General features: G+C 65.5%; 11 protein-coding genes. 7 read left to right on the plus strand and 4 right to left on the minus strand.

Annotation, left to right across the window (positions count from 1 at the left end):
• Positions 1-20: 20 nt before the first annotated feature.
• From ABIA45_RS05465 to ABIA45_RS05475, 3 genes are all read right to left on the minus strand, one after another.
• Positions 21-788 (minus strand): glucose 1-dehydrogenase, encoded by a 768-nt coding sequence (locus tag ABIA45_RS05465; protein ID WP_404651292.1) that lies wholly within the window; start codon positions 786-788, stop codon positions 21-23.
• A gap of 145 nt (positions 789-933) precedes the next feature.
• Complete coding sequence (locus ABIA45_RS05470) at positions 934-2,184, minus strand: arsenic transporter (protein ID WP_271544369.1); 1,251 nt, start codon at positions 2,182-2,184, stop codon at positions 934-936.
• 152 nt (positions 2,185-2,336) lie between these two features.
• Positions 2,337-4,814: a PAS domain-containing sensor histidine kinase gene (locus tag ABIA45_RS05475; protein ID WP_271544367.1), complete on the minus strand. Its 2,478-nt coding sequence runs from the start codon at positions 4,812-4,814 to the stop codon at positions 2,337-2,339.
• A gap of 217 nt (positions 4,815-5,031) precedes the next feature.
• Here ABIA45_RS05475 and ABIA45_RS05480 point away from each other — a divergent pair, with 217 nt between their 5' ends.
• The 4 genes from ABIA45_RS05480 (at position 5,032) to ABIA45_RS05495 (ending at position 9,624) form a co-directional block, all read left to right on the plus strand.
• The gene (locus tag ABIA45_RS05480; protein ID WP_271544365.1) at positions 5,032-6,102 is read left to right on the plus strand and encodes a putative zinc-binding metallopeptidase; all 1,071 of its coding nucleotides are present in this window, start codon (positions 5,032-5,034) and stop codon (positions 6,100-6,102) included.
• A 179-nt stretch (positions 6,103-6,281) separates the two neighbouring features.
• Positions 6,282-8,297 carry an acetyl/propionyl/methylcrotonyl-CoA carboxylase subunit alpha gene (locus ABIA45_RS05485; RefSeq protein ID WP_271544363.1) on the plus strand — a complete coding sequence of 672 codons (2,016 nt, stop codon included), beginning with the start codon at positions 6,282-6,284 and terminating at the stop codon, positions 8,295-8,297.
• A gap of 164 nt (positions 8,298-8,461) precedes the next feature.
• Positions 8,462-9,328 (plus strand): oxaloacetate decarboxylase, encoded by an 867-nt coding sequence (locus tag ABIA45_RS05490; protein WP_271544361.1) that lies wholly within the window; start codon positions 8,462-8,464, stop codon positions 9,326-9,328.
• The gene (locus ABIA45_RS05495; protein ID WP_157280453.1) at positions 9,325-9,624 is read left to right on the plus strand and encodes an acylphosphatase; all 300 of its coding nucleotides are present in this window, start codon (positions 9,325-9,327) and stop codon (positions 9,622-9,624) included. The genes ABIA45_RS05490 and ABIA45_RS05495 overlap by 4 nt, the downstream gene beginning before the upstream one ends.
• Positions 9,625-9,753: 129 nt before the next feature.
• On the opposite strand, the gene ABIA45_RS05500 is transcribed toward ABIA45_RS05495, so the two are convergent.
• On the minus strand, positions 9,754-11,271 hold the full coding sequence (locus ABIA45_RS05500) for an ATP-binding protein (protein ID WP_404651295.1): 1,518 nt from the start codon (positions 11,269-11,271) through the stop codon (positions 9,754-9,756).
• 136 nt (positions 11,272-11,407) lie between these two features.
• Between ABIA45_RS05500 and ABIA45_RS05505 the strand changes: the two genes are divergently transcribed.
• The 3 genes from ABIA45_RS05505 to ABIA45_RS05515 are packed head-to-tail and all read left to right on the plus strand — an operon-like array spanning position 11,408 to position 14,080.
• Positions 11,408-11,965: a GbsR/MarR family transcriptional regulator gene (locus ABIA45_RS05505; RefSeq protein WP_404651296.1), complete on the plus strand. Its 558-nt coding sequence runs from the start codon at positions 11,408-11,410 to the stop codon at positions 11,963-11,965.
• Positions 11,966-11,981: 16 nt separating this feature from the next.
• Positions 11,982-12,647, plus strand: a complete 666-nt coding sequence (locus ABIA45_RS05510) for a DUF4166 domain-containing protein (protein ID WP_271544354.1) — start codon at positions 11,982-11,984, stop codon at positions 12,645-12,647.
• Complete coding sequence (locus ABIA45_RS05515) at positions 12,644-14,080, plus strand: TIGR01777 family oxidoreductase (protein ID WP_271544352.1); 1,437 nt, start codon at positions 12,644-12,646, stop codon at positions 14,078-14,080. The genes ABIA45_RS05510 and ABIA45_RS05515 overlap by 4 nt, the downstream gene beginning before the upstream one ends.
• Positions 14,081-14,121: the final 41 nt, after the last annotated feature.

Here is a 14,121-nt window from a genome sequence, read left to right on the forward strand (position 1 = left end):
CTCCTTCATAGTCTTGGCGGTCACATCGCGGCGATCATGCCGCCATCGACATAGATGATCTGGCCGTTGACGTAGGTGGCGGCATCCGAGGCGAGGAAGATCGCGGCGCCCACCAGCTCATCCGGCTTGCCCCAGCGCTTGGAGGGGATGCGGCCCATCAGCCAATTGTTGAAATCGGTGTTGTTGACCAGCGCCTCGTTCATGTCGGTGAGCATGTAGCCGGGGCCGATCGCATTGGCCTGGATGCCGTGCTGGGCCCATTCCACCGCCATCGATCGGGTCAGGTTCTTGATGCCGCCCTTGGCCGCGGTGTAGGGCGCAATGGTGGGGCGGGCGAGCTCGCTGCCGAGCGAGCCGATATTGATGATCTTGCCGTGCTTGCGCGGGATCATGCGCTTGGCCGCCTCGCGGCCGATCACGAAGGCGCTTGTGAGATTGGTCTCGATCACCTTGCGCCATTCGTCGGTGGTGAACTCCACCAGCGGCTTGCGGTGCTGGATGCCGGCATTGTTGACGAGGATATCGACGGCGAGGCCTTGTTTGTCGAACTCGTTGAAGGCGGCGACGATTGCGGGCTCATCGGTGACGTTGAAGGCGGCACCTTCGGCCTGATGGCCCGCGCTGCGAAACTCGGCGACGGCCTGCTCGACTCGCTCAGGATCGACGCCGTTGATGATGATCTTCGCGCCGGCCTTGGCCATGCCTTCGGCGATGGCGCGGCCGAGACCGCGGGACGAGCCGGTCACGAGCGCGGTGCGGCCGGAGAGATCGAAGAGGGAAGTGCTCATCTCAAGAATTCCTCAGACGTTGGAGCGGCGCACGGTAGATCGGTGCGCTCGAAAACGGAAGCAGGAGGTCGACGCCAAGGCCGGGTCCTTCCATCGGGTTTTGGTACCAGGCCGGCTTGTAGGGCTCGAGCGCACGGGCGATCTCTCACCAGATTGCAGCCGCCAATGCCGCGATCAGGGCCGGCGGCGTCACCAGGAAGCCGAGCTTGAGGAACGGCCAGGCACCGACCTCGATCTTCTCCCGCCGGAGCGCCACCAGCCAGAGGATTGTTGCGAGCGAGCCGGTGACCGACAGATTGGGGCCGAGATCGACGCCGATCAGGATGGCGCTGACCACGGGCGCGGGCAGATGATCGCTGGCGGCGACCGAGCCGGCGACGAGGCCGACCGGAAGGTTGTTGGCGATGTTGTCGGCGAGCGCGGTGGCAATACCGACGCTCCAGGCCGCCTGCGGGACCGATTGAGCCACCGCCTGGTGCAGCAACGCGCTGAGCTGCCCGATCACGCCGGTCTTGATCAACGCCTCCACCATGACGAAGAGCCCGCCGACGAGCGGCAACACGCTCCACGATACGCCCCTGAGCATAGGCAGTGGTGACTGGCGGCTGAGCAGCAGCACGAGAGCGGCTGTCACCACGCCGCAAATGAAGGTCGGCAGGCCCAGTTGCTTGTCCAGCGCAGACGCGGTGACCAGCACGACGCCGATCGCGACGATGCCTATTGCGGTGAGCTTGCCGCCGCGGCTGAGCTTGGGATGCGGCACGCTGTGCGCGATCGTCTCTTCCTTCAGCGCGCGGTGCTGGGTCAGGCGCAGCACGATGTAGGTCAGCAGGATCGACGCCGCCGAGGGCAAGGCGAACAGGCGCAGCCATTCCGTCAGATGCGGCATGCGCGCGCCGAACACGACGAGGTTGGCGGGGTTGGAGATCGGCAGCACGAAGCTCGCGGCATTGGCGATGAAGGCGCAGACGAACAGATAAGGCAGCGGCTTCGCGCCGGCTGCGCGCGTTGCGGCATAGACGGCCGGCGTCAGCACGATCGCGGTCGCATCGTTGGAGAGCAGCACGGTCACGAGCGTGCCGACGAGATAGATCAGCAGGAACAGCCGCTGCGGCGAGCCACGTGCGTATTCCACCGCAAGCGCGGCGAGATAGTCGAACAAGCCTTCGAGCCGCGCGAGCTCGGCGATCAGCATCATGCCGATTAGGAAGAGATAGACGTCGAGGCCTTTCTCGATGCCGACAAGCGCGTCCTGCCATGGCAGCAGGCCTGATAGCACCAGGGCGCTCGCGCCGATAGCGGCCCATATCGCTTCGGGCAGGGATAAGGGCCGGATGATGACGCAGGCGGTCGCGACGGCGATGATGCTCCAGGCCCAGATGGCGTCAGACGGCACGGTCAGTCCTTGAGATTCGGTCAGTCATTCGGCATCGATAACCGATGCGGGAACGGCTGTCTTCCCCTAGAGTCTTGCCGCGGTAACAGTCTGGATTGCTTCGCTGCGCTCGCAATGACGGAGTATGTGGCACCTTGGCGAGAACCCCACGCTCACCTTGCCACCGATAACTTCTCCATGATCGCCTTGCGCAGGATTCGCGAGAGCGACTCGACCGAATACGGCTTCTGGATCAGCTCGAATCCGCGGTGGGCGTTCTCGGCCAGCACGTTGCTGTAGCCGGAAGTGAGCACCACGGGCAGGCCCGGATAGCGCTCGCGGATGATGCCGGCGAGCTCGACCCCGTTCATGCCGGGCATGATGACGTCGGAGAACACGAGGTCCACGGCGAATTCATTCTCGCCGAGGATCGCCAGCGCCGCGTTGGCATTGGCGACGCGACGGACGACATAGCCGAGATCCTCCAGGAGCTCGGTGGAGAAGCGGCCGACCTCGTCGTCGTCCTCGACCACGAGCACGCGATAGCCACGCCCGGTCGTGGCCGCCTCGTGGCTCAGGGCCGCGGCTTCCTTCTCCGTGATGGGGCTTTGCGCCTGCGGCAGGTAGATGGTGAAGGTGGTACCTTCACCTTGCGTGCTCGTCACCGCAATGTCGCCCTCGGACTGCTTTGCGAACCCGAAGGCCTGGCTGAGCCCGAGGCCGGTGCCCTTGCCGACCTCCTTGGTGGTGAAGAACGGCTCGAAGATCGAGTCGAGATGTTCCGGCGCGATGCCGCTGCCGGTGTCGGTGACGGAGATCGCGACATAGTCGCCGCGGCGCGCCGATTGTGCGCGCAGGCTCGGTATTCCCGAGACCTTGCGCACGGCGATGGTGAGGCGGCCTTCGCCATCCATGGCGTCGCGGGCGTTGATGGCGAGGTTGATCAGCGCGGTCTCGAACTGGGCGATGTCGGCCACCGTGAAGCAATCGGCATCCTGAAGCTCCACGGCGATATCGATGCGGGCGCCGACCAGCGGCCGCACCAGCTGCGCCACGCCCTCGACCTGGCTGCCGACGTTGAAGATCTGCGGCTTCAGCGGCTGCCGGCGCGCGAAGGCCAGAAGCTGAGCGGTCAGCTTGGAGGCGCGCTCGACCGTCTCGGAGATGGCATCGACGTAGCGTCGGCGGCGCTCCTCCGGCAGCTCGCGCCGGCGCAGGAAATCGGTCGCGGAACGAATGATGGTGAGGAGATTGTTGAAGTCATGCGCGACGCCACCGGTGAGCTGGCCGATCGCCTCCATCTTCTGCGACTGCCGCAGCGCTTCCTCGCCGCGGCGACGCTCGGTGATGTCCACCGCCTCGGGCACGGCGCCGGTGATGTTGCCGTGGCGGTCGAGCACGGGGCGCATGCCGAAGTCGAAATCGCGCTCGCCGATCGGAAGGCGCAGGCGCATCTCCAGCCGCACGGGTTCGCCCTTGAGCACGGTGTCGAAGGCCTCGCGCACGGCGGCACTCATGCCCTCCGTGCCGGTGAACCAGGGTGTGTCCCAGAACGGCTTTCCGACCGCGTCCGCGGAATTCGCCTTGATGCCGGCGAGCGCGGTCTTGTTGGCGTAGACCAGCTGGCCCTCGAGATTGACCAGGCCCTGATACTGATTGCTGGTCTCCAGGATCGCGCGCAGCCGCGCCTCGTTGGCTTCGAGCTCGGCGGTGCGCTGGGCGATGCGCTCTTCCAGCGTCTCGTTGAGTTGCCGGAGCTCGATCTCCGCCTGCTTGGCGACGGTGATATCGTGGGCGACGCCGATGAAGCCGATATGCTTGCCTGTCGCATCCCAGCGCGGCTGCGATTCCGAGCGCAGCCAGCGCCATTCGCCGCCGGCGTTTTTGTAGCGCGCTTCCAGCACGAAGGGTTTGAGGGACGCTTCACCCTGCACGGATTGCTGCAGCACGTGCGGCAGGTCGTCGGGATGCAGCACCTTGCGCCAATCGAAGTCGATGGCCTGGTCGTAGGGCAGGCCGACGAAATCGACATAGGCCTGGTTGGCGAAGGACCGCTTGCGGTCGAGCTTGGTGACCCAGATCGGCACCGGCGCGCTGTCGGCGATCAGCCGGAAGCGCTCCTCGCTTTCGCGCAGCGTCTCGCGCGCCAGCGCCTGATCGGTGATGTCGATATGAGCGCCGACGAGCCGGATGGCGCGGCCGTCCTTGTCGCGCTCGATCTTTGCGACTACGCGGATCCAGCGGGTCTCGCCGTCGCTGGGGCGGACGATGCGGTATTCGGCGCTATAGTCTTCGCTCGCTCCGGCGAGCGCTTCGAAGAAATGCTTGACGGTGGCGTCGCGGTCGTCGGGATGGATACGGTTGACCCAATCCTCGTGCGACTCCTCGGCGGCTTCCGGCGGAAGGCCGTGGATCATCAGATATTCGGGCGAACGTCGGTTCTTGAAGCCTTCGCGGAAATCGACCTCGACGCCGCCGACCTTGCCGATGCGCTGGATGCGCGCCAGCTCGGCCTCGCGCTCTTGCAGCGCGCGATAGGCGTTGTCGCGCTCGCGCGCGACGTCTTCGAGGTGCTGGCGCAACCTTTCGGCGGCGATGGTCTCGGGCAAGGGATCGTTCAAGGCATCGGCCGTTGTCATGCAGGTGCGCACGTGCCGGACCGATATTCACACAGACGGAGCGTGATGGCCATTGTTTAGAGGGCAGGTGGTGCCGGGAAATGGGGGCGCGCGCCTGAACGCGGAGAAGTACGCGGTGGTAACGTCCGGTATGGCAATTTGTTCCGAATACTGGAACGATCGGCGGATTGAGGCGTCGTCGCGACGTACCAGCGCGCTCATAAGCTTTCCTTTCCCACGAGGCTAAATCTTGAAGCTCTTTATCTGCCAGGCCTGCGGCAACGTCCTTTATTTCGAGAACCGCGCCTGCGAACGCTGCGGCCATCGGATCGCCTTCCTGCCAGAGAAGGAGACGATGTCGGCGATTGAGGCCGACGGAGAGGCCTGGAGCATCCTCGCCGACAAGGGCGAGAGCCGGATGCTGTGCCGGAATGCCGAGTACGACGCCTGCAACTGGCTGACCGACGCAGGCGATAGCACCGGCTATTGCCGCGCCTGCCGCCACAATGGGACAGTGCCAAACCTTTCGGATCCGGCGCAGCTCGCCGGCTGGCGCGAGCTGGAGGTGGCCAAGCACCGGCTGTTCTATTCCCTGATCCGCTGGAAGCTGCCGCTCCAGACCCGCCAGGACAATCCCGAGCATGGCCTGATCTTCAACTTCCTCGCCGACGATCCGCACAGCGGCGAGAAGGTCATGACCGGCCATGACAACGGCCTGATCACGATCGCGCTGACCGAGGCCGACGACATCGAGCGCGAGCGGCGCCGGCTCGAGATGGGAGAGCCCTACCGGACGCTGCTCGGGCATTTCCGCCACGAGGTCGGACATTACTTCTGGGATGTTCTGGTGCGCGATGGCGGCAAGCTCGACCAGTGCCGCGCCGTCTTCGGCGACGATAGCGCCGATTACGGCCAGGCACTGCAGCGCCATTATGCCGAGGGCGCGCCGCCGGACTGGCAGCAGAACTACGTCTCGGCCTATGCCACGACGCATCCGTGGGAGGATTTTGCCGAGACATGGGCGCATTACCTCCACATCGTCGATGCCCTGGAAATGGCCGCCGAGTTCGGCATGGAGGTGCGTCCCAAGGTCGACCGCGACGGGGAGCTGACGGCGCGCATCCGCTTCAACCCGTACGAGGCGAGAGATGTCGAGGTGCTGGTCAACGCATGGCTGCCCTTCACCTTCGCCATGAACAGCGTCAACCGCGCCATGGGCCTGCGCGACCTCTATCCTTTCATCCTGTCGCCCGCGGTGGTCGGCAAGCTGGGCTTCATTCATGACCTGGTCCGGGACGCGGCCAAGGTCGGGAAGCCCTAGGGATGCCGCACGGCGGGCGCGCCCGGCGCATTTCGGTCTTGCGCTGGTACGCCAAAGGCGGCCCGATTTAGACCGTTGCCTCCGGCCCATTTTGATGTACCACGGGAGCCACACGGCCCCTCCCAAAGGCCCCAACGGCCAGGGAAGGGTCCCGCCCAAGGTCGAGACTCAAGAAAAGCATGTTCAAACGCATTCTGATCGCCAATCGCGGCGAAATCGCCTGCCGGGTCATCAAGACTGCCCGCAAGATGGGAATTCAGACGGTCGCGGTCTATTCCGAGGCCGACCGCGATGCCCTCCATGTCGAGATGGCCGATGAGGCGGTGCTGATCGGCCCGCCGGCCGCGGCCGAGAGCTACCTGGTGATCGAGAAGATCGTGGAGGCCTGCCGGAAGACGGGCGCCGAGGCTGTGCATCCCGGCTACGGCTTCCTGTCCGAGCGCGAGGCGTTTCCGCGGGCGCTGGAGGCCGCAGGAATCGTTTTCGTCGGCCCGAATCCCGGCGCGATCGCCGCAATGGGTGACAAGATCGAGTCCAAGAAGGCCGCCGCAAAAGCAAAAGTCTCGACCGTGCCGGGCTATCTCGGCGTCATCGAGGACGACAAGCACGCGGTGCGGATCGCCGACGAGATCGGCTACCCCGTCATGATCAAGGCCTCCGCCGGCGGCGGCGGCAAGGGAATGCGCATCGCCCACTCCAAGGCCGAGGTTGCCGAGGGCTTCAACCTCGCCAAGGCGGAGGCGAAGGCCTCGTTCGGCGATGACCGCGTCTTCGTCGAGAAGTTCATCGTCGATCCCCGCCACATCGAGATCCAGGTGCTGGGCGACAAGCACGGCAACGTGATCTATCTCGGCGAGCGCGAATGCTCGATCCAGCGCCGCAACCAGAAGGTCATCGAGGAAGCGCCGTCGCCGCTGCTGGACGAGGCGACCCGCCGCAAGATGGGCGAGCAGGCGGTCGCGCTGGCCAAGGCCGTGAACTACGATTCCGCCGGCACGGTCGAGTTCGTCGCAGGCCAGGACAAGAGCTTCTACTTCCTTGAGATGAATACTCGCCTCCAGGTCGAGCATCCCGTCACCGAGCTCGTCACCGGCATCGATCTCGTCGAGCAGATGATCCGCGTCGCGAGCGGCGAGAAGCTCGCCATCGCGCAGAAGGACGTCACGCTGACCGGCTGGGCGGTGGAATCGCGCCTCTACGCCGAAGATCCGTTCCGCAACTTCCTGCCCTCGATCGGACGCCTGGTGAAATATCGTCCGCCGGCGGAAGCGAGCCACGACGGCATCACCATCCGCAACGATACTGGCGTGCAGGAGGGCGGCGAGATCTCGATCCACTACGATCCGATGATCGCCAAGCTCGTTACCCATGCGCCCTCGCGCGCGGCGGCGATCGAGGCGCAGGCGACTGCACTGGACTCGTTCTATGTCGATGGCATCCGCCACAACATCCCGTTCCTGTCGGCCTTGATGCATCATCCGCGCTGGCGCGAGGGACGGCTCTCGACCGGCTTCATCGCCGAGGAATTCCCCAAGGGTTTTGCGGTGCGTGTGCCCGAGGGCGAGGTCGCGCGTCGCATCGCCGCGGTCGGCGCCGCGATCGATCACGTGCTCGGAGCGCGCAAGCGGCAGATTTCCGGCCAGATGGGCGGCCGCGTCGTGCAGCGCGAGCGGCGTCGCGCGGTCTGGCTCGACCGCCAGGAGATCCTGCTCGAGGTCGCGCGCGAAGGCGAGGCGATCGCGATCCGCTTCATCGACGCCGACGGCAAGGCCGGCAACACGCATCTGTTGCAGTCGCCGTGGAAGCCGGGCGATCCGGTCTGGCAGGGCACCATCGACGGTCAGTTCGTGGCCGTGCAGGCCCGCCCGATCGCCAACGGCATCCGCCTCGCGCATCAGGGCGTCGAGGTGCCGGTCTATGTCTGGACCGAGGCCGAGGCGGCCTCCGCGCGTCTGATGCCGGTGACCACGGCCTCCGACAGCGGCAAGAAGCTGCTCTGCCCGATGCCGGGCCTTGTCGTCTCGATCGCGGTGAGCGAGGGGCAGGAGGTCAAGGCCGGCGAGACGCTGGCGGTGGTCGAAGCCATGAAGATGCAGAACGTGCTGCGCGCCGAGCAGGACGGAACCGTGAAGAAGATCCACGCCAGCGCCGGCGCGACACTCGCGGTCGACGCGCTGATCCTGGAGTTTGCGTAAGATAAAAGATGTGAGTGGGGGTCTTGCCGGGCCCCAAGCTCACCGTCATTGCGAGCGCAGCGAAGCAATCCAGACCGCCGCTAGGGAAAGACACTGGATTGCTTCGCTGCGCTCGCAATGACGGAGTACGTTGCGGCTGCGTCGCAATAATTGGGAGGGCAACCATGGCCTTTCGTTCCCGCCGCGAGAAACTGCGATCGATCCTGTCGGGCGGGACGTGCGTCCATCCCGGCTCGGTCTATGATGCGATCTCGATCCGCATTGCCGAGGATCTCGGCTTTCCGCTCGGCATGTTCGGCGGATCGGTGGCTTCGCTCGCGGTGCTCGGCGATCCCGATGTCACGCTGATCACGCTCACTGAGCTCGCCGAGCAGATGCGGCGGATGTCGCGGGCCTCGGCGCTGCCGGTGCTCGTCGATGCCGATCACGGCTATGGCAACGCACTGAACGTGCGCCGCACGGTGCAGGAGCTGGAGACGGCAGGCGCGGCGGGCCTCACCATCGAGGACACGCTGCTGCCCGCGGCATTCGGTGAGACGAAGGCGCAGCTGATCTCGCTGGAGGAAGGCGTCGGCAAGATGAAGGCGGCGCTCGCGGGCCGCAGCGATCCCTCGCTGGTCATCATGGGCCGCACAGGCGCAGCCGCGATCACCTCGATCGAGGATGCGGTGCGCCGCGCCCAGGCTTATGAGGCCGCCGGCGTCGATGCGCTGTTTTTCACCGGCATCAAGTCGCGCGCCGAGCTCGAGGCCATCGTCTCCGCCACGCGGCTGCCGATCGTGCTCGGCGGCGCGCCGGAGGAATTGAGTGGGCTCGATTATCTCCAGGGCCAGCGCGTGCGCATCGCGCTGCAGGGCCATGCGCCGATCGCCGCCGCGACGCAAGCCGTCTACGAGACGCAGAAGGCGTTGCGCGAGGGTATGGCGCCAAAAAGCCTCAAGGGCCTGGCATCGTCGGAGCTGATGGCCCGCGTTACGCGCGAGGCCGCGGTCAAGGCGCGCAGCGCCGATTTGCTCGGATCGAAGCCATGAGCCGGGCGATTCTCCAAGTCATGGTCCGCGGCCGCGTGCAGGGCGTCGGTTATCGAGCCTGGGTGGAGTCTCAGGCCACCGCGTATGGCCTCGAAGGCTGGGTCCGCAACCGCCGTGACGGCAGCGTGGAAGCGCTGTTCGCCGGCGCGCCGACGCACGTTGCCGACATGGTCGCGCTGTGCCGCCACGGGCCGCCATCCTCGCGCGTCGACAGTGTCACCAGCGAGACGGCAAGCGTGGATGAGCTGAATTTGCGCAGGGCAGGGGAAGCATTTTCGGTGCTGCCGACGGTGTGATAGTTCACAAGCGATCGTCATGCCCGGGCTAGTCCCGGGCATCCACGTTCTTGGTGCACGTGTCCAGGCGTGGATGGCCGGGACAAGCCCGGCCATGACGGCGAGTTGGCCTTGGTAAGCGGTGAACATTCACCTCGGCAATTTCGCGATCGCCTCGCTCAGCTCGTGGATCTCATAAGGCTTGCGCAGGATCGGGAAATCGCCGCGGACGCCGGCGGCGACCTCGCTGTAGCCGGTGGCGAGCAGGATCGGCAGGCCGGGACGGATCTGACGGAGGTGATGGGCGAGGCTGAGGCCGTCCATCTTGCCGGGCATGACAATGTCCGAGAACACGAAATCGACGCCATCGCTCTCGAGCTCGCGCAATGCCGCTTCGGCATCGGCGACACGGCGCACCCGGTAGCCGAGCTGCTCCAGAAGACCGATGCTGACCAGCGCGACGTCGGGATTGTCCTCGACCAGCAGCACCGTGCCGCTGCCGCGGAACGCCACTTCCGGTACCTCCCGCGACGGCACATCTGTGCCGCGCGGCAGGACGATGGTGAATGTCGTGCCCTTGCCGAGCTCGCTCGCGACCTTCACCGTGCCGCCGGCCTGGTGGGCGAAGCCGTGGACCTGCGAAAGGCCGAGGCCGGTGCCCTTTCCGATCGGCTTGGTCGTGAAGAACGGCTCGAAGATCTTGTCGAGAACATCGGAAGGAATTCCGAGCCCGGTATCGCGGACGTCGATTGCGACGAAATCGCCGATGAGGGGGGCCTCGTTCAGCATGATGTTGCGCGCACCTATCGTCACCGTGCCGCCGTCCGGCATCGCGTCGCGCGCATTGATGACGAGGTTGAGCAGCGCGGTCTCGAGCTCGGAGACGTCGGCCTTGATCGGCCAGGTGTCGGAGTCGATCTCGAAAGCGAGACGCACGGAGCTGCCGACGCCCGCGTCGAGCACCTCGCGAATGGCTGCGATGCGTTCGCTAAAATCAATTGCCTGCGGGTTGACGCTTTGTCGCCGCGCGAAGGTGAGAAGCTGGTTGGTCAGCGCTGCGCCGCGCTTGGTCGCGGTGTCGATCGCCGAGATGGCTCGCTCGAGCTTGGGATCGTCGGCAGCGCCCTTCTTCAGGATGTGAAGGCTGCCGCTGATGATCATCAGAAGATTGTTGAAGTCGTGGGCGACCCCGCCGGTGAGCTGCCCGAGCGCATCGAATTTCTGCGACTCGGCCAACTGCCTCTGCATCGCCTCGAGCTTGAGCTGGGCATTGCGGCGCTCTGTGATGTCGCGTGTGATCTTGGCGAAGCCGATCAGCCTGCCGTCCTCGTAGATCGGGTCGATCACGACGCTCGCCCAGAAGAACGTACCGTCCTTGCGGACGCGCCAGCCTTCCTCCTCGTACCGGCCCTTTTCGCGCGCGATTCCGAGCGCCCGCGCCGGCTTGCCGTTGGCGCGGTCGGTTTCGGTGTAGAAACGGGAAAAATGCTGGCCGAGGATCTCCTCGGGGGAATAACCCTTGATGCGTTCGCCGCCGATGTTCCAGCTCGTAATGACCCCGTTGGGGTCGAGCATGTACAGGGCGTAGTCGGCAACCCCCTCAACTAACAGCCGGAAACTGCGCTCGCTCTCGAACAGGTCTCTCTGTTGACTGAACTTTTCGGCCATTCCGGACCCCGCCTCGACGGGAGCAAACGCGCCAATTGCGGGATGGTTCCCGCTCTGTGGGACATTTTTAGGCAGGACTGACGGGCGGCATGCAAGGCGTCTTGACAAGAAGGCGAGTTCGTCAGATATTTCTGTCATGACAGAAATATCCGGAAAGAAGAAACTCCCTGCTGCCGTCGAGCGCTTCATCCTGCACTGGGGCGACATGGGGGACGAGTGGGGAGTGAACCGCTCGGTCAGCCAGATTCATGGGCTGCTTTATCTCGCCGAGGCGCCGATGACGGCCGAGGACATCGCCGAGACGCTCGGCATGGCACGGTCCAACGTCTCCAACTCGCTGAAGGAGCTGCTCGCCTGGAATCTGATCCGGCGGGTGCCGATCCTGGGCGACCGCCGCGACCATTACGAGGCTGAGACCGACATCTGGGAGATCGCCGCGAGGATCGCGGCGCGGCGCAAGGAGCGGGAGATCGACCCGGCGATCGCGGCGCTTCGCGCCTGCGTGTCCGATGCCACGGACGATCCCGGCATCAGTCCCGTCGCTGCCAAGCGCCTGAAGGAGATGCTGGCGTTCACCGAACTCGCCGACCACTGGTTCATGCAGATGCTGAAGGTGCCGCGGCCGCGGCTGGTCGCCTTGATGCGGCTTGGCGAGAAGATCGCCAACCTGCTGCCGATCGGCAAGGTCAAATAGGATCGAGGAGGTTGCGATGACGTCGGCAAGACTATCGGGCTCCAACGCATCGACCTCCGCTCACGTAAGACTGCTCGACGACCGGCGTTTCCGCACGCTGCTGTCGGACGAGGATTGGGGCCGCCTGCCGCTCGCGACCTGGCGCCGCTTCTCGAAACGCGTCGCCGACGGCGACACTATCGTCTATGTCGGCGTGGTCGACGAGATCGCCTTCAGCGATTTCGGCTGGTGGTTTGCGCAGGCCGCACGCCTGATCGGCGGACCATTGCCGACCGGCCGCGATATCGGCATGCCCTTGATCGTCACGGTCACCGAGGACGGCGCGACCGGCGGCCAGACCTGGACACGCATCTGCGCGCGCAAGCGCGGCTTTCCTCAGGTGATCCATTCCGCAAAGCGTTTTGCCGGCCCAACCGGGCTCGAGGAATATGTCGGCTTCGGCGTGTCGATGGCGCTGCGCATCGCGGTCGAGGATCAGGTGCTAATCTTTCGCAGCGCCGGCTACGGCCTCCAGCTTGGACGGCTGTGGCTTCCGGTGCCGCGCTGGCTGACGCCGGGCGAGCTCATCGTGACACATCGAGATCTCGGCGAGGGCGCCTTCCGCTTCACCCTCGATGTCACTCACCCGCGTCGCGGCGCGCTGATCCATCAATCCGTCCTGTTCAGGGAGGCCGTATCATGACGCCGCTGTTGTGGACACTCATCGCCATCCAGATCGTGATGGGCGTGTTCGACACCTTCTATCATCACGAACTGACCGAGCGCCTGGCTTGGCGGCCATCACAGCGCTTCGAGCTGAAGCTGCACGGCATCCGCAACATGCTCTATGCGCTGCTGTTCCTGGTGCTCGGCTGGCTCGAGGTGCACGGCGTGCTGGCGCTGTTGATCGTCGCGGTGCTGGTTGCCGAGATCGTCATCACCTTGATGGATTTCGTCGAGGAGGATCTGAGCCGCAAGCTGCCGCCGAGCGAGCGCATCAATCACACGCTGCTTGCGATCAATTACGGCGCCATCCTGGTGCTGTTGATGCCCGTCCTGATCGCCTGGGCGATGCAGCCCGTCGGCGTGATCGTCGTCTATCAGGGTCTGCTCAGCATCGCCGCGACGGCCTGCGCAGTCGGCGCGGCACTGTGCGGCATCAGGGATTTTGCGGCGATGCGCCGGCTCGGCCGCATGCGAAGCGCGCCGGCGGCCGGGCTTGTCGAACAGCTACCAGGCCGCAAGACCGTGCTAATCACCGGCGCCACCGGCTTCATCGGCAGCCGGCTTGCGGCAAGCCTCAGCGGGGCAGGGCACCATGTCATCGCACTGATCCGCAATCCTGCGAAAGCCGAGATGCTGCCGCTGCCGGTGACGCTGATCACCAGCCTCGATCAGCTCGCCTCGGACACACAGATCGACGCCATAGTCAATCTCGCGGGTGAGCCGATCGGCAACGGCCTGTGGACCGATGCGAAGCGTGCGAAGATCGTCGGCTCGCGCATCGACACGACCGGTGAGGTCGTCAGGCTGATCGCGCGGCTCGCGCGCAAGCCAGAGGTGCTGATCAGCGGCTCCGCGATCGGCTGGTACGGCCTTTGGGCCGACCAGGTGCTGACGGAATCGGCAAAGTCGCATGCCTGCTTCAGCCACGAGCTGTGCGCGGCCTGGGAGACAGCGGCGCGGCCGGCGGAGGAGCTCGGCGTGCGCGTGGTGTATTTGCGCATCGGCCTCGTGCTCGGCACGGAAGGCGGCTTCGTCACGCGCATGCTGACGCCGTTCGAGTTCGGCCTTGGCGGCCCGCTCGGCACCGGGCGGCAGTGGATGTCCTGGATCGAGCGCGACGATCTGATCCGGCTGATCGCCTATCTGATCGCGACGCCGGATCTGTCGGGTCCCGTCAACGCCACGGCGCCGATCCCCGTCACCAATGCGAAATTCACCGAAGAGCTCGGCCGCCGCCTGCACCGGCCGGTCGTGTTCCGCATTCCCGGCGGCCTGTTGCGCCGGATCGGCGGCGGCTTTGCCGACGAGCTTCTGCTTGGCGGCCAGCGCGTGCTGCCGAACAAGGCGCTGAGCCGCGGCTTCGTGTTCCGCCACGAGACGCTGCGCAGCGCGTTCGAGGCGATCCTGTGAGGTGATGATATGCCTTGCGCGACTTGCGCACGAACAAGGCG

The organism is Bradyrhizobium sp. USDA 336 (genome assembly GCF_044908355.1).
Classification (GTDB): Bacteria; Pseudomonadota; Alphaproteobacteria; order Rhizobiales; family Xanthobacteraceae; genus Bradyrhizobium; species Bradyrhizobium yuanmingense.